The organism is Bacillus pumilus, assembly GCF_003431975.1.
Classification (GTDB): Bacteria; Bacillota; Bacilli; order Bacillales; family Bacillaceae; genus Bacillus; species Bacillus pumilus_N.
The window spans coordinates 2,749,279-2,767,078 of sequence record NZ_CP027116.1 but is presented as its reverse complement, the minus strand read 5'-3'; the positions used below and the strand labels follow the sequence as shown (position 1 = coordinate 2,767,078).

Annotated in this window: 18 protein-coding genes and 2 other annotated features; of the genes, 16 read left to right on the top strand and 2 right to left on the bottom strand. The window is 42.2% G+C overall.

The window, feature by feature from the left end; genetic code table 11:
• Positions 1-27: 27 nt before the first annotated feature.
• The 6 genes from C5695_RS14315 (at position 28) to C5695_RS14290 (ending at position 7,367) form a co-directional block, all read left to right on the top strand.
• On the top strand, positions 28-1,452 hold the full coding sequence (locus C5695_RS14315; RefSeq protein WP_117731300.1) for a replicative helicase loading/DNA remodeling protein DnaB: 1,425 nt from the start codon (positions 28-30) through the stop codon (positions 1,450-1,452).
• A gap of 17 nt (positions 1,453-1,469) precedes the next feature.
• Positions 1,470-2,399 carry a primosomal protein DnaI gene (dnaI, locus tag C5695_RS14310; protein WP_117731299.1) on the top strand — a complete coding sequence of 310 codons (930 nt, stop codon included), beginning with the start codon at positions 1,470-1,472 and terminating at the stop codon, positions 2,397-2,399.
• A 33-nt stretch (positions 2,400-2,432) separates the two neighbouring features.
• Positions 2,433-3,071, top strand: coding sequence for a TVP38/TMEM64 family protein (locus C5695_RS14305; protein WP_117731298.1), 639 nt, complete (start codon positions 2,433-2,435; stop codon positions 3,069-3,071).
• Positions 3,072-3,131: 60 nt separating this feature from the next.
• Positions 3,132-4,001, top strand: a complete 870-nt coding sequence (gene ytxC / locus C5695_RS14300; protein WP_117731297.1) for a putative sporulation protein YtxC — start codon at positions 3,132-3,134, stop codon at positions 3,999-4,001.
• A 43-nt stretch (positions 4,002-4,044) separates the two neighbouring features.
• Positions 4,045-4,292: a binding site (T-box leader), on the top strand.
• 45 nt (positions 4,293-4,337) lie between these two features.
• Positions 4,338-6,278: a threonine--tRNA ligase gene (thrS, locus tag C5695_RS14295; protein ID WP_117731296.1), complete on the top strand. Its 1,941-nt coding sequence runs from the start codon at positions 4,338-4,340 to the stop codon at positions 6,276-6,278.
• 168 nt (positions 6,279-6,446) lie between these two features.
• Complete coding sequence (locus tag C5695_RS14290; protein ID WP_117731295.1) at positions 6,447-7,367, top strand: methyl-accepting chemotaxis protein; 921 nt, start codon at positions 6,447-6,449, stop codon at positions 7,365-7,367.
• Between the two features lie 57 nt (positions 7,368-7,424).
• Here C5695_RS14290 and C5695_RS14285 read toward each other — a convergent pair whose 3' ends face one another.
• Complete coding sequence (locus C5695_RS14285) at positions 7,425-8,204, bottom strand: HAD family hydrolase (protein WP_117731294.1); 780 nt, start codon at positions 8,202-8,204, stop codon at positions 7,425-7,427.
• Between the two features lie 175 nt (positions 8,205-8,379).
• Here C5695_RS14285 and C5695_RS14280 point away from each other — a divergent pair, with 175 nt between their 5' ends.
• The 8 genes from C5695_RS14280 (at position 8,380) to C5695_RS14245 (ending at position 13,952) form a co-directional block, all read left to right on the top strand.
• A complete protein-coding gene (locus C5695_RS14280; RefSeq protein WP_117731293.1) occupies positions 8,380-10,137 on the top strand; it encodes a sensor histidine kinase in 1,758 nt (585 codons plus the stop codon).
• Positions 10,134-10,871: a LytR/AlgR family response regulator transcription factor gene (locus C5695_RS14275; RefSeq protein WP_117731292.1), complete on the top strand. Its 738-nt coding sequence runs from the start codon at positions 10,134-10,136 to the stop codon at positions 10,869-10,871. Before C5695_RS14280 ends, C5695_RS14275 begins: the two co-directional genes overlap by 4 nt.
• Positions 10,872-11,008: 137 nt before the next feature.
• Complete coding sequence (gene lrgA / locus C5695_RS14270; protein ID WP_012010841.1) at positions 11,009-11,452, top strand: antiholin-like murein hydrolase modulator LrgA; 444 nt, start codon at positions 11,009-11,011, stop codon at positions 11,450-11,452.
• Between the two features lie 14 nt (positions 11,453-11,466).
• Complete coding sequence (gene lrgB / locus C5695_RS14265; protein WP_187441850.1) at positions 11,467-12,162, top strand: antiholin-like protein LrgB; 696 nt, start codon at positions 11,467-11,469, stop codon at positions 12,160-12,162.
• A 128-nt stretch (positions 12,163-12,290) separates the two neighbouring features.
• Positions 12,291-12,421 (top strand) — a sequence feature (ribosomal protein L20 leader region).
• 71 nt (positions 12,422-12,492) lie between these two features.
• Positions 12,493-13,008 carry a translation initiation factor IF-3 gene (infC, locus tag C5695_RS14260; protein WP_024718649.1) on the top strand — a complete coding sequence of 172 codons (516 nt, stop codon included), beginning with the start codon at positions 12,493-12,495 and terminating at the stop codon, positions 13,006-13,008.
• A gap of 24 nt (positions 13,009-13,032) precedes the next feature.
• Positions 13,033-13,233, top strand: a complete 201-nt coding sequence (gene rpmI, locus C5695_RS14255) for a 50S ribosomal protein L35 (protein ID WP_003216324.1) — start codon at positions 13,033-13,035, stop codon at positions 13,231-13,233.
• A 31-nt stretch (positions 13,234-13,264) separates the two neighbouring features.
• Positions 13,265-13,624, top strand: a complete 360-nt coding sequence (gene rplT / locus C5695_RS14250; protein ID WP_003216409.1) for a 50S ribosomal protein L20 — start codon at positions 13,265-13,267, stop codon at positions 13,622-13,624.
• Between the two features lie 61 nt (positions 13,625-13,685).
• Positions 13,686-13,952, top strand: coding sequence for a DUF1294 domain-containing protein (locus C5695_RS14245; protein WP_117731291.1), 267 nt, complete (start codon positions 13,686-13,688; stop codon positions 13,950-13,952).
• 17 nt (positions 13,953-13,969) lie between these two features.
• Here C5695_RS14245 and C5695_RS14240 read toward each other — a convergent pair whose 3' ends face one another.
• A complete protein-coding gene (locus tag C5695_RS14240) occupies positions 13,970-14,374 on the bottom strand; it encodes a sigma-w pathway protein ysdB (protein WP_117731290.1) in 405 nt (134 codons plus the stop codon).
• Between the two features lie 179 nt (positions 14,375-14,553).
• Here C5695_RS14240 and C5695_RS14235 point away from each other — a divergent pair, with 179 nt between their 5' ends.
• Together C5695_RS14235 and cstA are read left to right on the top strand one after the other, a co-directional pair.
• Positions 14,554-15,642 (top strand): M42 family metallopeptidase, encoded by a 1,089-nt coding sequence (locus C5695_RS14235; RefSeq protein ID WP_117731289.1) that lies wholly within the window; start codon positions 14,554-14,556, stop codon positions 15,640-15,642.
• Positions 15,643-15,991: 349 nt separating this feature from the next.
• Positions 15,992-17,788: a carbon starvation protein CstA gene (cstA, locus tag C5695_RS14230; protein ID WP_117731288.1), complete on the top strand. Its 1,797-nt coding sequence runs from the start codon at positions 15,992-15,994 to the stop codon at positions 17,786-17,788.
• The last annotated feature ends 12 nt before the right edge of the window (positions 17,789-17,800 follow it).

The window sequence follows — 17,800 nt, the reverse complement described above, 5'->3', positions numbered from 1 at the left end:
ATTGCAATTCATGGGGAGGATCAGCATATGACAGAGCATTGGAAGGAAGTGCTAGCCGTCGATCCGTATGTCGTCAAAAGCGCTTCATTGCTCGGTGACATCGATAGACAGCTCATCACTCTTTTATATCAGCCGCTTATTGGCATGTCCGCTTTCAGTTTATACATGACGCTGTGGGGAGAGCTGGAACAAAATCGTATGTGGGGGAAACCCGCACCTCACCGTCAGCTGATGGTTATGCTGCAAACGAATCTAAATGATATTTTTGAGGAGCGCATAAAGCTTGAAGCGATCGGCTTACTCCGCACATATGAACAGGAAACGGAAGAGGGCAGACTGTTTACATATGAGCTCGTGCCACCGCTGAGGCCGGATGAGTTTTTTCAAGACGGTATGCTGAATGTCCTTTTGTATCATCGGGTAGAGAAAGCAAAATATATGCAGCTCCGTGATTATTTTTCTTATCCAGGAGTTCCGGCTGATGCAAAGAACATATCCCGATCGTTTGAAGAAGTGTTTCACGTGTTGCAGCCAGGAGAGCGCAAGATGACAGAAGAAATCAATCAGGCATCATCGCTTGACGAGGGCTACGAATATGTGACAGTTGGATCAAGTCAGTCTGCACCGCTTTCAGATGAATCCTTTGATTTTGATCTATTATTAGCAGGCATGTCTGATATGATGATCCCAAGAAAGGCTTTGACAAAGCAGGTGAAAGAAACCATTAAGAAGTTAGCCGTTGTATACGGCATCACCCCGCTTCAAATGCAAAATATTGTAGCGGGTGCCTGCGGTTCGGATCAAATGATCTCAACAGAAGAGCTGAGAAAAGCAGCAAGAGACTGGTATCAGATTGAATATAGAGGCGAGCAGCCAAAACTCATTGATCAAAAACAGCCGAGACACTTGCGTCAAGATGCTTCAAAATCGCCGGAGGCAAATACGCCTGATGCCAAATTGATTGAAAAACTTGATCATATTTCGCCTAGAGAGCTACTAAAAGATATGGCAGACGGCATTGAGCCAACATATGCTGATTTAAGAATTGTCGAAGATATTATGCTTGAGCAGAAGCTAGAGCCAGGTGTCATGAATGTGTTGATTTACTATACATTACTGAAAACAGATATGAAACTGTCGAAAACATATATGCAAAAAATCGCCGCTCATTGGGTGAGAAAGAAAATTAAAACCGTAGCAGCGGCCATGAAAATTGCCAAAGAAGAGAACAGGCAAATGACAGAATGGGCGCAGCAGAAAAAGCAGCGCGGCACATATGGATCAGGAAAAGTTGTCCGTGAAGAGAAGCTGCCTGACTGGATGAAAGAAACTGAAACGAAAGAACAGCCAGCAAAAGAACAAGCGGACAGCCTGTCGACAGAAGATCTTGAACGAGAGAAAGAAAAACTGCTAGATCAGTTCAAAAATATGAAAAAGTACAATGCACATTAATGTGAGGTGAGATGGAGATGAAACCGATCGGTCGTTCATTTGAACAGCTAAAAGGACGGGTGGATTTTCGTGTAAGATACAATCAGATTAAAGAAAGTGTGTTATCTGATGAAGATGTGAGAGCCTTTTTACAGGAGCATCAAGATGAAATACACGAAGACATGATCAATCGTAGCTTGAATCGTCTCTTTGAATATGTGCAGCAGTCGAAGGGATGCTCATATTGCTTAGATGAAGAGAACGTCAACGCCATTTTAGACGGATATCACCCGAAGCTTGTGATCAAAGGTCAAAGTATTGATATTGAATATTCCCCTTGCCCAGTGAAGCTGCGGCTCGACAGACAGAAAAAACAGCAAGAGCTCATGAAAAGCATGTACATTCCGCAAAATGTCTTGCAAGCGACGTTTTCTGATCTGAACGTTGTAGGAAGACAGGAAGTCATTCAAAAAGTAGGTCAATTCCTGCAAAGCTATGATGAGACTGGTAAAGGGAAGGGCTTATATTTACACGGAAAATTTGGAGTTGGAAAAACGTACATTTTGGCAGCTATTGCGCAGCAGCTAGCGGAGAAAGAATACCCGTCACTCCTTGTATACGTGCCTGAATTTGTGAGAGAGTTAAAAAATTCGTTAGCCGATCATACACTGGAAGATAAGCTGAATATGGTCAAATCCACCCCTATTTTAATGCTTGATGATATTGGGGCAGAATCGATGACAAGCTGGGTTCGAGATGAACTGCTCGGAACGATCTTACAATACCGTATGGCAGAGCAGCTGCCGACTTTCTTCTCTTCTAATTTCACACCAAGTGAACTGAAACATCACTTTACGTACTCACAGCGAGGGGAAAAAGAAGAGGTTAAAGCGGCTCGTTTAATGGAACGGATTCTCTATTTAGCAGAGCCAGTCTTGCTCGAAGGAGAAAACCGCCGTCATTTATAAAAGCGTGTATCACCTGAAGGAGGAGCAAATGAAATGAACAAAAGAAAATGGCTACTTTTTCTCGTGATTGCAGGTCTCGCTGTTTTACTTTGGTGGCTGAACAAACAACATCTTCAGCTGGCACCGAAAGATGTGAAGAATTGGGTGCTTCAATTTGGGATGCTGGCACCCTTTGTTTTTCTTTTCTTATCTCTTTTTCGCCCGTTTGTTCTCGTTCCTATTACGGTTTTTTCGCTGGCAGCGGGCTTGGCATTTGGCAGTGTCCTTGGGACCATTTATGCCCTCGTTGGTGCTACTGCCGGGGCGACATGCTCCTTCCTGCTTGCCTCAACCTTTCGCGCAAAAAAGAAAGACAGAGAATCAAGCAGCCGGAAACTGAAAGCGGTGACGTCCCGCATACAGGAGCATGGGTTTCTTTATATTTTGTTACTGCGTATTGCGCCGATCCATTTTGACTTTGTCAGCTATGCGGCAGCGGCTTCACGTGCGAATTATCGCGCATTTGCGGCAGCCACATTTTTAGGCTTAATACCGGGCACAGTTGCATTAAATGTTCTTGGCTCAAGCTTTGTCAGCGGCAATTATGCCGCCTTGGTGATCGTCTGTTTGATTTATCTAATCTTTATTTCAGTTCCGCTCATTTTAAAAAGAAAGATGCCTGATTTATTTTAGGCGTCTATTTTTTATGTTCTCCCCATATATATGTAACAGATGTCGTTAGGGGGGACAAACATGCTTGAAATAATCTTTGAAGATGAATATGATACCGCCGCTTTTTTACATCTTGCTGAACACTTGGACAGTCGGCATCACATGTCAATTCAACAAGGGAAAGACCGGCTTCTCATAGAGGCGAAGGAATCAGAAGAAGGACTTGAGCCCATTGTGCGGCCATTACTGATTCACTTTTTTTTGGAATGCAAAGAAAATGAGCGTATGCGCAGCATTCTTGAAAACACCTATTTATTTAAAGATCCTGAAGAGCAGCACCAAATTCTTTCAATTGCCCACAGCATCATGAATGGGGATTTAGATGATATTCCCGGCATTCATCAAGAACCGTCAAGAGAAGCCCTGCTAAAAAAGGAGCTTGAGACGATTTCTTTACAACAAGGTATTTTTTCAATTGGTTCATTTATGACGTTTAGGCTGTCAGAGTATGACAGGAGGCTGAAGAACTATGTTGAAGTCTCCATTGAAGAATACAAAATGGAACAAGAATATCAAAACTTCATTCAATCGCTTCGAGACTATGTGATGTCAAGAGAACCGAAGCTCGAAAAAGTACATGTTGTGCATCAGGACCGCCTGGTGATTTGGGAATTTCGCTACGCTTCTGAGCGTGATCAAAAACAATACATAGACAGACAGTTTGTAAGAGAGCATCCAATGTATATTGATTCGCAGCTAATTGCACCACTCGTCTCCATCGCACCGCAAAAGATTGACCTATTTACAAATGATACGGGTCACTCGATGGTACAGACCATTCAAAATATTTTTCAAGAAAGGGTCGAAGTATTCCCAGCTCATTCATTTCAAGAACAGAATGTTCAATTCGTACATGACCATTTGGAGCAGAAAAGTGAAAAGCTTTCTTGATTTTCACGAAAAAACGTTTTATAATACGGTGTAACTTCATACAGAGACCGTATTGATAAGGACATGAACAAATGAACACCCGCTTACAGAGAGGGAAGCCGCGGCTGAAAGCTTCCTAGTAGAGGACCATTTGCTTTACCACCTTTGAACATCAGCTGTGAATGTTTTAGTAATGGCTGACGGGGATTCCCGTTATCGAACTACAAGCCGTGTTTGCTTATGAAAACGTAAGCTGCAAATACGGGAAAAAGGGTGGAACCACGATTCCGTTTATTCAACCTCGTCCCTTTCCAGGGGGCGGGGTTTTTATATTGCCAAAAAAAGGAGTGACCAGAGATGTCAGAACAAATTCAACTTACATTTCCAGATGGAGCAGTCAAGGAGTTTGACAAAACAGCTACAACAGAAGACATCGCGGCATCAATTAGCCCAGGCCTAAAGAAAAAAGCGCTTGCCGGTAAATTGAACGGTAAAGAAATAGATCTGCGTACGCCGCTATTAGAAAGTGGAACAATCGAGATCATCACAGATAAAAGTGAAGAAGCACTCGACATTATGCGCCATAGCACAGCGCATTTGCTAGCACAGGCGATTAAACGTCTTTATGGAAAAGAGCATCACGTTCAGTTTGGCGTAGGACCTGTGATTGAAAACGGCTTCTACTACGATGTGGACATCGATGTTGCCATCACACCTGAAGATTTACCAAAGATTGAAAAAGAAATGAAGAAAATTATTAACAGCAATCTGCCAATTGAGCGAATTGAAGTATCAAGAGAAGAAGCGAAAAAGCGCTTTGAAACGATTGGTGATGAATTGAAGCTTGAGCTGTTAGAGGCGATTCCAGAAGGTGAAGCCGTGACGATTTATGAGCAAGGCGAATTCTTCGACTTATGCCGCGGCATTCACTTGCCATCAACAGGGAAAATCAAAGAGTTTAAGCTGTTAAGCCTTGCAGGTGCATACTGGAGAGGTGACAGCAACAATCAAATGCTTCAGCGTATTTATGGTACAGCTTTCTTCAACAAAGAAGATTTAAATGAGCATTTACGTCTACTTGAAGAAGCGAAAGAACGTGATCACCGTAAGCTAGGAAAAGAGCTGAAACTGTTTGCGAACTCCCAAAAGGTAGGTCAAGGTCTTCCGCTTTGGCTCCCAAAAGGCGCAACGATCCGCCGCGTCATTGAGCGTTACATTGTCGATAAAGAAGTACGCCTTGGTTATGAGCATGTGTATACACCAGTTCTTGCGAATGTCGACTTGTATAAAACTTCAGGACACTGGGCGCATTATCAAGAAGACATGTTCCCTGTGATGGAAATGGACAATGAAGATCTTGTTCTTCGTCCGATGAACTGTCCACACCATATGATGATTTACAAAAACGAGCCGCATAGCTATCGTGAATTACCAATTCGTATTGCAGAGCTTGGTACAATGCACCGCTATGAAATGTCAGGTGCTTTATCCGGCCTTCAGCGTGTTCGTGGGATGACTTTAAACGATGCACATATCTTTGTTCGTCCAGATCAAATTAAAGAAGAGTTCATTCGTACAGTTCGTCTCATCGAAGAAGTGTATCAAGACTTTGGCTTGAATGACTACACATTCCGCTTATCTTACCGTGATCCAGAAGATATTGAGAAGTATTTCGACGATGATGCGATGTGGAATAAAGCGCAATCGATGCTAAAAGATGCAATGGACGAGCTAGGTCATGACTATTATGAAGCAGAAGGCGAAGCGGCATTTTATGGTCCGAAGCTAGACGTTCAAGTGAAGACAGCTCTTGGAAAAGAAGAGACGTTGTCTACTGTACAGCTTGATTTCTTACTTCCGGAGCGCTTCGATCTCACCTATATCGGAGAAGATGGCAAGCACCATCGTCCAGTCGTCATTCATAGAGGTGTTGTTTCTACAATGGAACGCTTTGTTGCCTTCTTAATTGAAGAGTACAAAGGAGCTCTTCCAACATGGCTGGCACCTGTACAATTCCAAGTCATCCCGGTTTCACCGTCTGTCCATTTAGACTATGCGAAAAAAGTACAAGAACGTTTGCAGCTTGAAGGACTTCGTGTAGAGCTTGACAGCCGTGATGAAAAGATTGGATACAAAATTAGAGAAGCGCAAATGCAAAAGATCCCGTACATGCTAGTGGTTGGAGATCAAGAAGCCGAAAATGGCGCAGTCAATGTAAGAAAATACGGAGAGCAAGATTCAGAAACAATGGATCTTGAAGCGTTTGTGAAACATGCAGTAGCAGAAGCGAAAAAATAATCATCTCAATGAAGCAGTCAGTGGTCTTTCTTATGAGATCACTGGCTTTTTCTTTTGGAAAAAAATTCTCCACTGGTGATCCAATTCCTTGAATGATACGTTTAGATAGTACGAAAGTATGGGTAAGTATGTACTATTGGTTTGAGACAAATTGGGGGAATGAAAGCGATGATGCAAACAACAAACACTTTATCATCACAAGTATTGGAGGAATCAGCGGTTCTTCGTGCATTAGAGCACTCATTGGCAATGATTGAATTTGATGTGACAGGCGAAGTTCTATGGGTCAATGATATTTTTGCAAAAGCCATGGGATATTCGAAACAAGAGATGATTGGTTTAAAACATAGACAGTTCTGTCCTCCGCATATCGCAGAACATGCAAGCTATCACATATTTTGGAAGCGTTTGAAAGAGGGTCAAGTCTTTCAGGAAAAGGTGCAGCGGATGGCGAAGAATGGTGACAGATTATGGCTTGAAGCGACATATACACCTGTCCGCAATGAAGAGGGACAAATAGTGGGTATTGTGAAAGTCGCAACAGACATAACAGAGAGAGAAAACACGATGAAACAGGTCGTAGACGACTTAAAAGAGATGTCTGCGAAATTAATGGAGCGTGCAGAAGTGGGCATCCGGCATAGTCAAAGAGTCAATATCTCCTTTGATCATATAGCAAACGAAACAGATCAAAATATGAGCTTGCTAGAAGGATTAACGGAGCAGGTTGAGTTCATCAGTTCCATTGCTGCAACCATTAACAGCATTTCCTCACAAACCCAGCTTCTTGCATTAAATGCGGCGATTGAAGCTGCCCATGCAGGTTCGTATGGAAATGGATTTAGTGTGGTAGCGGCAGAGATTCGAAAGCTTGCGACTGATTCAAAAGAGGCGATCGTCAAGGTAGATCAATATGTGAAGGCGATTCATACAGAAGTAGAGAAGGTCAGTAGTGGAACGAGCCGGGCCAAGACAACCGTGTTTACAAACCGTGATCTTGTGAAGCAGGCAAGCGAAGAATTTATGAATGTAGGAGAAGCAGCGCGCAGCTTAGACCAGCAAGCGCAAAGTCTAGCGGCAATTGTTTAGTATCTAAAAATAAAAAGCACCCTATCTCGTCAGGAGAAGGGTGTTTTCTCTTTTGGTCTATTTTAATATATCAAACAACTCATGTAAGTCTTTAATTTCATAATCGGGCGTTACATCTGTTTCATTCTTTTTCCCATGGCGATTGATCCAGACAGTTTGAATGCCAGCGCGAGATGCCCCAAGAATATCTGTTTTTGGATTGTCTCCCACCATGATCACATCGTCTTTTGTTAGGTTTAACAGCTGAAGGCAGTGCTCAAAGATACCAGGATCAGGTTTACCCTTCCCATAATCTCCTGAAATCACAATTTCATTAAAATAAGGTGCAAGCTCAGGAACCCCTGCCAGCTTTTCCTTTTGAAGACTAGGATCTCCGTTTGTTAAAAGGAGCAATTCGTAGCTACCTTTCAGGCGGTCTAAAACAGGATACGTTTCTTCATACACATATGGACGTTTTCTACGCTCTGCTGCAAAGAAATCAGCTAAATATTGTCCAAATGCCTCATCGTCAATTCCCGCTTCTTTTAAGCCATTGGTCCAAGCGTTTTTGCGATACTCTGGTGCAAGGGCGTTCAGCTTTTGAAAGCCTTCGCTAATCGGTTCACTAAAATTGGACCATAGTCCTTCGAAAGGATTAATTCCGATCATGACAGTATAATCATATGTTTCATAGGAAGAGTACAGCTTCCTTGCTTCTTCACGGACAATCTGTTCAAACGTTTCGGGGTTCAGTCCATATTTCTTTTCCGCTTCGCGGCATGTTTCCTGAAAAGTTGTGTGAATGCTTTTTTCATCCCAAAGCAAAGTATCATCTAAATCGAAAAATACGGCTTTCATGATCTTCTCCCTTGTTATGTATGTGTTACCTTCAATTGCAAGTGACGGCTCAAGTTCATTTTACAATAGAAGATGAGGGCAATAAAGAAAAGATTTGAGAGATATTTGAACATTGACCGCACATGATAGAATAGAAAGACAGTAGATATTACATACATCAATTGAGGTGACCGGTTTGCTTCATTTAATTATCATGATGATCGAGCGTGTCGGGATCATCGTTATTTTAGGGTTTGTTCTTGCCCATGTGAAGGGCTTTCGCAATCTATTGCTTCATAATGAAGGGTTTCGGAAAAAGGCAGTCCTTGTCTTTATTTTTGCTTCTTTTAGTATTGTCAGCAATTACACAGGCATTGAAATACAGCAGCAGATCGTGATGAATCATGAATTTTCCTATCATCTTGGCTCATCAAGCTCGATCGCCAATACGAGAATTATGGGGATTGAAATGGGCGGATTGATAGGTGGTCCATTTGTTGGTATAGGCGCTGGACTTTTAGCTGGCATTCATCGCTATTCACTAGGAGGGAGCACGGCACTCAGTTGTGCAATTTCTTCCATTTTAGCCGGTGTGATTGCAGGCTATGTGGGCAGCAGATTTAAGCGGAAAAATCGAATGGTGACACCTCGACAAGCCGCCCTTTTTGGTGTGGCGATGGAATCCTTGCAGATGATGATTATCCTTCTGTTTGCGAGACCATTTGCGGATGCTTGGGGGCTTGTGAGCATCATTGCCTTGCCGATGATTTTTGTGAATGGAATTGGCAGCTTTATCTTTTTATCAATCTTACAGTCAGTCATTCGGCAAGAAGAGCAGGCAAAGGCAATGCAGACACATCGTGTATTTTCGATTGCCGATCAAACGCTGCCTTTTTTCAGACAAGGGTTAAATGAACAATCGTGTAGAAGTGTGGCGGAGATCATTCATCGATTAACAGAAACAGATGCGGTCTCCTTAACCGATACAGAAAAGATTTTAGCACATGTTGGAGACGGGACAGATCATCATATTCCTTCGAAAAGCCTGATTACAGGACTGTCAAAACAAGTATTGATGAGCGGTAAGATTATGAAGGCGCATTCGAAAAATGAAATCAATTGTTCAGTCACTCATTGCCCGCTTCAAGCGGCGATTGTGCTGCCTCTCACCTCCAATGGTCAAACGATCGGAACGTTAAAAATGTACTTTAACTCTCCAGTCGGATTAAGCAGGGTAGAAGAGGAGCTTGCAGAAGGTTTGGCGATGCTGTTTTCTACACAGCTTGAGCTTGGGGAGGCAGAAACCCAAAGCCGCCTGCTAAAAGATGCAGAGATCAAAGCGCTTCAAGCGCAAGTGAATCCGCACTTCTTATTTAACGCCATTAATACTATCTCTGTCTTGTGCAGAACGAATGTAGAGATGGCTAGGAAACTGCTGCTACAACTGAGCATTTATTTTCGATCCAATTTGCAAGGCGCACGCCAGCTGCTCATTCCACTGCATAAAGAAATTCAGCATGTAGAAGCATATTTGTCGCTGGAACAAGCGAGGTTTCCAGATAAATATCATGTGGCGTTTCAAATTGAAAAGGAGCTGGAGCAGGTGATGATTCCGCCCTTTGTGCTTCAGGTGCTTGTTGAAAACGCAGTGAGACACGCTTTTCCAAAACATCAAACGAGTTGTGAAGTCGTCGTTTCTGCTTTGATGAAAGAGGGGCATGTCTATATGAAAGTGACGGATAATGGACAGGGAATCGAGAATGACAAGATGGCTCAGCTATTAAAAACGCCTGTTGAATCCAAAGAAGGAACAGGTACGGCTCTTTTTAATTTAGATCAGCGGTTAAGAGGCATTTTTGGCAGACAGGCCGCTTTATCCATTCATAGCGGCCAAGGCACTGAAATCTCATTTCGCATTCCAATGGACTATGTAAAAAAGGATGATTTTCGTTGATAAACGTATTAATCGTAGATGATGAAGTGTTAGCAAGAGACGAATTAAAATACTTATTACGCAGAACGAAAGAGGATGTTCAAATAGAGGAGGCAGAAAATATAGAATCTGCTTTTGATCGGATGGTGGATCATAAGCCGGACCTGCTCTTTTTGGACATTGATTTATCTGGTGAGAATGGATTTGATATTGCCAAAAGGCTTAACCGGATGTCTGATCCGCCAGCGATTGTATTTGCCACAGCCTTTGATCAATATGCGCTGAAGGCATTTGAGGTGAGTGCGCTTGATTATTTAACAAAACCTTTTGATGAAGAGCGGCTTTTGCAGACGATCCAAAAGTTTAAAAAGTGGAAATCTGTTGAGACGCAAGAGCACCAGCTATCAGACGAGAAAATCCCCCAACAGCAAAAATTAGCCATCTCAGTCGACGACTCCATTGTGATCCTGCAAGTGGAAGAGATCATGTATGTAGGGCTCAGTGAGGGAAAAAAGATTGTGAAAACAAAGGATCACATGTACGAGGTCACAGAACCGCTTGTGGTCATTGAAAAGAAACTCCCTGAGGCTTACTTTATGAGGGTTCATCGAAGCTATATCGTAAACACCTCTCATATGAAGGAAGTACAGCCGTGGTTTAATTCGACGTATAATCTGCATATGACAGACGGGTCGATTATTCCTGTCAGCCGCACGTATGCCAAAGAACTAAAGAAGTCGCTCCTGCTAGAGTAGAGCGGCTTTTTTTGTTTGTATTTCAATACTCGTTTTCTGCATTTCAATCATTGAATTCGGTGAGTTTCATTGTAAACGCTTCATTCGTATATTTCATGCCTTATACTGGGGTCAATCGAAGAAAGAGGTGAAGGGGCATGAGTGCCACTAAAGTATATGGATTTCTATCTCAAGCATTTATCTTTGCAACCGTAATGTTCGTTTCTAATCTCATTTCAATGTATTTACCAATTCCGATGCCTGCATCTGTAATTGGTTTGGTTCTATTATTTGTTTTGCTGACAACGAAAATCGTCAAACTGGAACAGGTTGAGCAATTAGGTACTTCATTAACAGGGCTCATTAGCTTTCTATTTGTTCCCTCTGGTATCTCGGTTATTCAATCACTTGGTGTCATGCAAGAAGTCGGGGTGCAAGTCGTCGGCGTCATTATCATTGCAACCATTATGCTGCTTGCAGCGACAGGGCTGTTCTCGCAGCTTCTTATGCAATTATCCGAAAAACCTCAGAAACGCAAAGAGACAAAGGAGAGTAAATCGACTCCTTCTCATTCCAATAAACCAGCTTCAAGTACGCATTAAAGGAGGAAAGCAGCATGGGTACAAGTACGATGAGTCCATATTTTGGTATAGTCGTTTCATTAGTCGCCTTTGGGATCGGTACATTCTTATTTAAAAAATCAAAAGGCTTCTTCTTATTTACCCCACTTTTTGTGGCGATGGTATTAGGCATTTTATTTTTGAAAATCGGCGGTTTTTCTTACGCAGATTATAATGAAGGCGGCAAGATCATCAAGTTTTTCTTAGAGCCTGCAACCATTGCTTTCGCCATTCCGCTTTATAAGCAGCGGGCTTTGCTTAAAAAATATTGGTGGCAGATTTTATCTGCTATTTTTGTCGGTTCACTTTGTTCCATTACGATCGTATATATCGTATCAAAAGGGATTCATCTTGATGCGGCTGTAATGAAAAGTATGCTCCCACAGGCAGCTACGACAGCAATTGCACTTCCGATCGCGAAGGATATTGGCGGAATCGCAGATATTACAGCCTTTGCGGTCATCTTTAACGCAGTGATTGTGTATGCACTAGGTGCTTTCTTCTTAAAATGGTTTCGCATTAAAAACCCAGTGGCAAAAGGACTTGCACTCGGTACATCAGGGCATGCGCTTGGCGTGTCTGTTGGGATTGAAATGGGAGAAGTGGAAGCAGCCATGGCAAGTATCGCTGTTGTGGTCGTAGGAGTGGTGACCGTTATTGTCATCCCAATTTTTCTGCAATTGATTCTTTAATGACTGCATTCTTTGAAAAAGCCTTGCCCAATTCGTTTCATCATGATAAAATAAAAAAGTTGTTTCAAAAGTTCGGTTACTTGACGGACAGATGAAAATTGTGTAGAATAATTAACGAATTGAATAGATATCACAAGCAGAAGCACCCGCTTCTCACCTGATTGACACATGTTTGTAGTTGACAGGTTGACCGTACATTTATTTTTCATGCAAATGTTCGCAGTGTGGGTGTTTTATATGCCCACACTTTTTGTTTGCCTGTAAAACATACAACGAAATGGTCATAATGAATTGTGAACTCAATTCAAAATCTCATGGAGGTGGCTCACTATTAGCAAAGATCAATTAGTTAATGAAGGTATTCGTGCGCGTGAAGTTCGTTTGATCGGACAAAATGGCGATCAGCTGGGGATTAAAACCCGCCAGGAAGCTCTGGAAATTGCTACGAAAGCCAATCTTGACCTTGTGTTAGTTGCTGCAAATGCAAAACCACCTGTTTGCCGAATCATGGACTATGGTAAGTTCCGATTCGAACAGCAGAAGAAGGAAAAAGAGGCACGTAAGAATCAAAAAATCATTAGCTTAAAAGAAGTTCGGTTGAGCCCGACAATCGATGAACATGATTTTAACACGAAGCTCCGTAATGCAATCAAATTCCTTGAAAAGGGAGATAAAGTGAAAGCTTCTATCCGCTTTAAAGGCCGTGCGATTACGCATAAAGAAATCGGACAGCGCGTGTTAGACCGTTTCTCTGAAGCTTGCGCTGAAGTAGCAACAGTAGAAACAAAACCTAAGATGGACGGACGTAGCATGTTCCTCATGCTTGCACCAAAAGTCGAAAAGTAAAGTAATAGAGGGAGGAAACATCCAATGCCAAAAATGAAAACTCACCGCGGATCTGCTAAACGTTTCAAAAAAACAGGTTCTGGTAAACTTAAACGTTCTCATGCGTACACAAGTCACTTGTTCGCTAACAAATCTACAAAGCAAAAACGTAAATTGCGTAAGAGCGCAATCGTAAGTGCTGGAGATTTCAAACGTATCAAACAACAACTTGCAAACATCAAGTAATTTGGAATAGGAATCATAGGAGGGAATTACAATGCCAAGAGTAAAAGGCGGAACTGTGTCGCGTCAGCGTCGTAAAAAGGTTCTTAAATTAGCAAAAGGTTATTTCGGTTCAAAACATAGATTATACAAAGTAGCAAACCAACAGGTGATGAAATCTGGAAACTACGCTTTCCGTGACCGTCGTCAGAAAAAACGTGACTTCCGTAAACTATGGATCACTCGTATCAATGCTGCAGCTCGTATGAACGGTCTTTCTTACAGCCGTTTAATGCATGGCTTAAAGCTTTCTGGTATCGAAGTAAACCGCAAAATGCTTGCTGACCTTGCTGTGAATGACCTAAGCGCATTCAATCAGCTTGCTGATGCTGCAAAAGCACAACTAGACAAGTAAGTCATATAAAAGATCATTCCGTCGAGGGGTGATCTTTTTTTCATCATGTGAGGTGTAATCAATGAATTTCACTGTCATTCTACTGCTGATCTTGGTAAATGGCTATGGTTTTTTTCTCATGGGAGAGGACAAACGCCGGGCAAAAGCGCATAAATGGAGAATTTCAGAGGCGCACTTATGGAGTGCTGCCGTGCTTTTTGGGGCTGCTGGATCATATCTAGGGATGCAGTATTTCCGCCACAAAACAAAGCATCCTGCCTTTCAAATTGGCATGCCTGTGTTAATCATGGTGCAGTTGATCATATTGGGATATATTCAATTCATCTGAAAAAGGAGCAGACGCCATTAGGACGGCGTGTCTGCTCCTTTTTTTTGTTTGATTTTTTTTATGGGCTGATCCCAATCAATTTTTGTTTGAGGATATCGTTCAATAATGTTTTCCTCTAATTTTTCAAAGTCTTCTAATGTAAATTCATTTAGCTTCTCAGGTGACTCGGTCCAAACGTAAATGGAGTGGACAAACAGAGGATGATCCTTAGAAGGAACATGCTTCTCCCCTTCAAACAAGACACCTTTATAGACGAAATTAAAATTTTTGCGTGCATTTTGTTGTTCGTCCATAAAATAAAAGCCTTCTTTTAATTGTGCTTGTTTCAGCTTTCTTCTCGGATTTGAGAAGAATTTTACCGCCATGTAGAAGATGTAGACAAGCAGTGCAACAAGAGCAAGTCTAACGAGGATTACAAACATGACAGGATGCACCTCCAATACCGTTATCTGATGTACTACGAATGAAAAGGCCAAAAGGTTTCAACTTTTTTTAAAAAAATATTTCGTTAAACGAAAAAATATTCATAAAAAGATCGTATTGAACGAAAGAGGTTTTGTATAATAAGAATGCACCATGAAGATAAAGGAGGATATATGGAATGACAAAGCTAGATCAAACATTAACTATGCTGAAAGACCTAACGGATGCAAAAGGGATTCCAGGAAATGAACGTGATGTCAAAAAAGTCATGCAGACATACATAGAATCATATGCAGATGAAGTCTCTAGTGACCGCCTTGGCAGTTTCATCGCTAAGAAGGAAGGAAACGCAAACGGACCTAAAATTATGCTCGCTGGCCATTTAGATGAAGTCGGGTTTATGGTGACAAAAATTGATGATAAAGGCTACATTCGTTTCCAAACAGTTGGAGGCTGGTGGTCACAGGTCATGCTTGCACAGCGTGTAACCATTGTGACGAAAAAGGGAGACATCACAGGTGTGATTGGATCAAAGCCACCGCATGTCTTGTCACCTGAAGCTCGAAAAAAATCGATTGAGATTACAGATATGTTTATCGATATCGGAGCATCAAGCAAAGAACAAGCAATGGAGTGGGGCGTGCTTCCTGGAGATCAAATCGTTCCTTATTTCGAGTTCACAGTGATGAATGATGAAAAAATGCTCCTTGCAAAAGCATGGGACAACCGTATCGGCTGTGCAGTGGCGATTGATGTCATGAAGAACTTACACAACACTCAGCATGAAAATATTGCTTACAGTGTGGCAACTGTACAGGAGGAAGTAGGCCTGCGTGGTGCCAAAACAGCAGCGGCTACGATCCAGCCTGATATTGGATTTGCCATTGATGTTGGTGTAGCAGGAGACACGCCGGGTATCACTGAAAAAGAAGCAACAAGCAAACTTGGCAAAGGGCCAACGATTGTTGTATTTGATGCTTCAATGGTATCTCATAAAGGGCTTCGCGATTTTGTTGTCCAAACAGCAGATGAATTGAACATCCCTTATCAATATGACTCAATGCCTGGCGGTGGGACGGATGCTGGTGGAATCCATTTAACAGGTCATGGTGTCCCGTCTCTATCTATCGGTATTCCAAGCAGGTATATCCATACCCATGCAGCAATGATTCACCGAGACGATTATGAAAATGCAGTGAAGCTTTTAACAGAAGTAATCAAAAGACTTGATCAAAAGACTGTCGAACAGATTACGTACGGTTCTTAAATAAGAAAGCCTTTCCTCAGTACAGGGGGAAGGTTTTTTTGTACATTGAATTTCCCAGGAAATGAATGCCGATTTAAGTTGCGTCAAAAGACCTGTTTTTGACAAAAGAAGAGAAAATATTCTAGTGATTAAGGCACATGTGATCTGGCTTTTATTTTTGTAAGATGAAAGCAATAAAAAGGACAGAGGCTAGCGTACACCCTGTCAAAAGAGATTTTATGGAAGTAGGTGAAGCTCACTTAAAAATAAACTTATTATTCTTATTGATTAACTTGTTTTTAAAAGAAAGAAAAATCAAACAATTTATGTTATATTTGTAACAAAATGTTTGTGCGAAGGGGATGGTTAAATGAATGCGGTTACAATTGTAATAGGATCTATGTGTATTTTAGCGATTGCCTATCGTCTTTATGGCACTTTTATGATGGTCAAGGTTTTAAAGGTGACAGACGATCATCCTACACCGGCTCACACATTAGAGGATGGAAAAGATTATGTGCCAACCAATAAATGGGTCACATTTGGGCATCACTTTGCGGCGATTGCAGCTGCCGGCCCATTAGTTGGTCCCATTTTAGCCGCCCAATTTGGATATTTACCTGGTCTTCTTTGGCTGTTAATCGGCGCAGTGATTGGCGGAGCTGTACATGATCTGGTCGTCTTATTTGCGTCGATGCGAAAAAAAGGGAAATCATTATCAGAGGTAGCGAAGGAAGAGCTAGGACCTGTTGCGGGATTTTGTACAGGACTAGCGATGCTGTTTATCATTACGATCACAATGGCAGGATTGTCTATGGTTGTGCTTCATGCCTTAGAACGAAACCCTTGGGGGACATTCGCAGTCGGAATCACAATTCCAATTGCGATGGGGGTTGGTCTTTATTATAAAAAGACAGGCAATTTAAAACTAGCCACAACTGCGGGCTTTATTTTGCTCATGATTGGTGTATTCCTTGGGCCGAATATTCAAGGAACGGCACTTGGTGATGTTTTAACACTTGATACAAAAACGCTTGCACTTGCCCTGCCGATTTATGCCTTTTTTGCTGCGGCATTGCCGGTTTGGCTGCTACTGGCACCGAGAGACTATTTAAGTAGTTTTATGAAAATTGGTGTTTTTATCGCGCTGATAGCTGGAATCTTTGTGGTGAATCCAACGATTCAATTCCCAGCGTTTACTGAGTTTGTGAATGGAGGAGGGCCTGTCTTAGCTGGTCCTGTCTGGCCATTTATTTCGATTACGATTGCTTGCGGTGCCATTTCCGGCTTCCACGCATTTGTTGGATCAGGGACAACGCCTAAGATGCTTGACCGCTGGAGCGATATGAAGCCGGTCGCATTTGGCGCAATGCTAGTAGAGTGCCTAGTTGGAATCATGGCGTTAATTGCTGCGACGGCTCTTCACCCAGGAGATTATTTTGCGATTAACAGTACGCCAGAAATGTTCCGAACGCTCGGAATGAGTGTCGAGAACCTTCCGCAGCTAAGTAAGGAAATTGGTCTTGATTTAGAAGGAAGAACGGGTGGAGCTGTGACATTAGCTGTTGGGATGGCGTATATCTTTACGGGAATTCCGTTCTTTAGTCATTTGGCGTCTTATTTTTTTCAATTCGTCATTATGTTTGAAGCGGTCTTTATTTTAACTGCTATTGATGCAGGAACACGTGTGGCGCGCTATTTGATTCAAGACTTCTTTGGCGAAGCGTATAAACCGCTTAAACGAAATGACTGGTTACCTGGGTCGGTGTTTGCAAGTGCGCTTGCTTGTTTTATGTGGGGATACTTGCTTTATTCTGGAGACATCGGGTCCATTTGGGCACTGTTTGGGGTTTCGAATCAGTTAATGGCATCAGTCGGATTAATCATCGGGGCAACGGTTGTATTAAAAATTGCAGATAAAAGGCGATATATGCTGACTTGTTTAATTCCGCTTGCATACTTATATGTGACGGTGAATTATGCGGGCTATTGGATGGTAGCGAATGTATATCTTAATCCTGAAGCATCTGGTTACAGCGTGCTGAATGCTGTGCTGTCAATGATCATGCTGATCTTAGGATTTGTGATCATTGTGTTTGCGGTGAAAAAATGGGTCGAGATTTGGCGTGATCCAACGCTTCGAATGGAAACGCCGATCACTGGCTAAATCAAAAAAGCC

Bases quoted from the DNA above. Each gene is read 5' to 3' on its own strand.
- C5695_RS14315 (WP_117731300.1), top strand. From the start codon at position 28: ATGACAGAGCATTGGAAGGAAGTGCTAGCCGTCGATCCGTATGTCGTC.
- dnaI (WP_117731299.1), top strand. From the start codon at position 1,470: ATGAAACCGATCGGTCGTTCATTTGAACAGCTAAAAGGACGGGTGGAT.
- C5695_RS14305 (WP_117731298.1), top strand. From the start codon at position 2,433: ATGAACAAAAGAAAATGGCTACTTTTTCTCGTGATTGCAGGTCTCGCT.
- ytxC (WP_117731297.1), top strand. From the start codon at position 3,132: ATGCTTGAAATAATCTTTGAAGATGAATATGATACCGCCGCTTTTTTA.
- thrS (WP_117731296.1), top strand. From the start codon at position 4,338: ATGTCAGAACAAATTCAACTTACATTTCCAGATGGAGCAGTCAAGGAG.
- C5695_RS14290 (WP_117731295.1), top strand. From the start codon at position 6,447: ATGATGCAAACAACAAACACTTTATCATCACAAGTATTGGAGGAATCA.
- C5695_RS14285 (WP_117731294.1), bottom strand. From the start codon at position 8,204: ATGAAAGCCGTATTTTTCGATTTAGATGATACTTTGCTTTGGGATGAA.
- lrgA (WP_012010841.1), top strand. From the start codon at position 11,009: ATGAGTGCCACTAAAGTATATGGATTTCTATCTCAAGCATTTATCTTT.
- lrgB (WP_187441850.1), top strand. From the start codon at position 11,467: ATGGGTACAAGTACGATGAGTCCATATTTTGGTATAGTCGTTTCATTA.
- rpmI (WP_003216324.1), top strand. From the start codon at position 13,033: ATGCCAAAAATGAAAACTCACCGCGGATCTGCTAAACGTTTCAAAAAA.
- rplT (WP_003216409.1), top strand. From the start codon at position 13,265: ATGCCAAGAGTAAAAGGCGGAACTGTGTCGCGTCAGCGTCGTAAAAAG.
- C5695_RS14245 (WP_117731291.1), top strand. From the start codon at position 13,686: ATGAATTTCACTGTCATTCTACTGCTGATCTTGGTAAATGGCTATGGT.
- C5695_RS14240 (WP_117731290.1), bottom strand. From the start codon at position 14,374: ATGTTTGTAATCCTCGTTAGACTTGCTCTTGTTGCACTGCTTGTCTAC.
- C5695_RS14235 (WP_117731289.1), top strand. From the start codon at position 14,554: ATGACAAAGCTAGATCAAACATTAACTATGCTGAAAGACCTAACGGAT.
- cstA (WP_117731288.1), top strand. From the start codon at position 15,992: ATGAATGCGGTTACAATTGTAATAGGATCTATGTGTATTTTAGCGATT.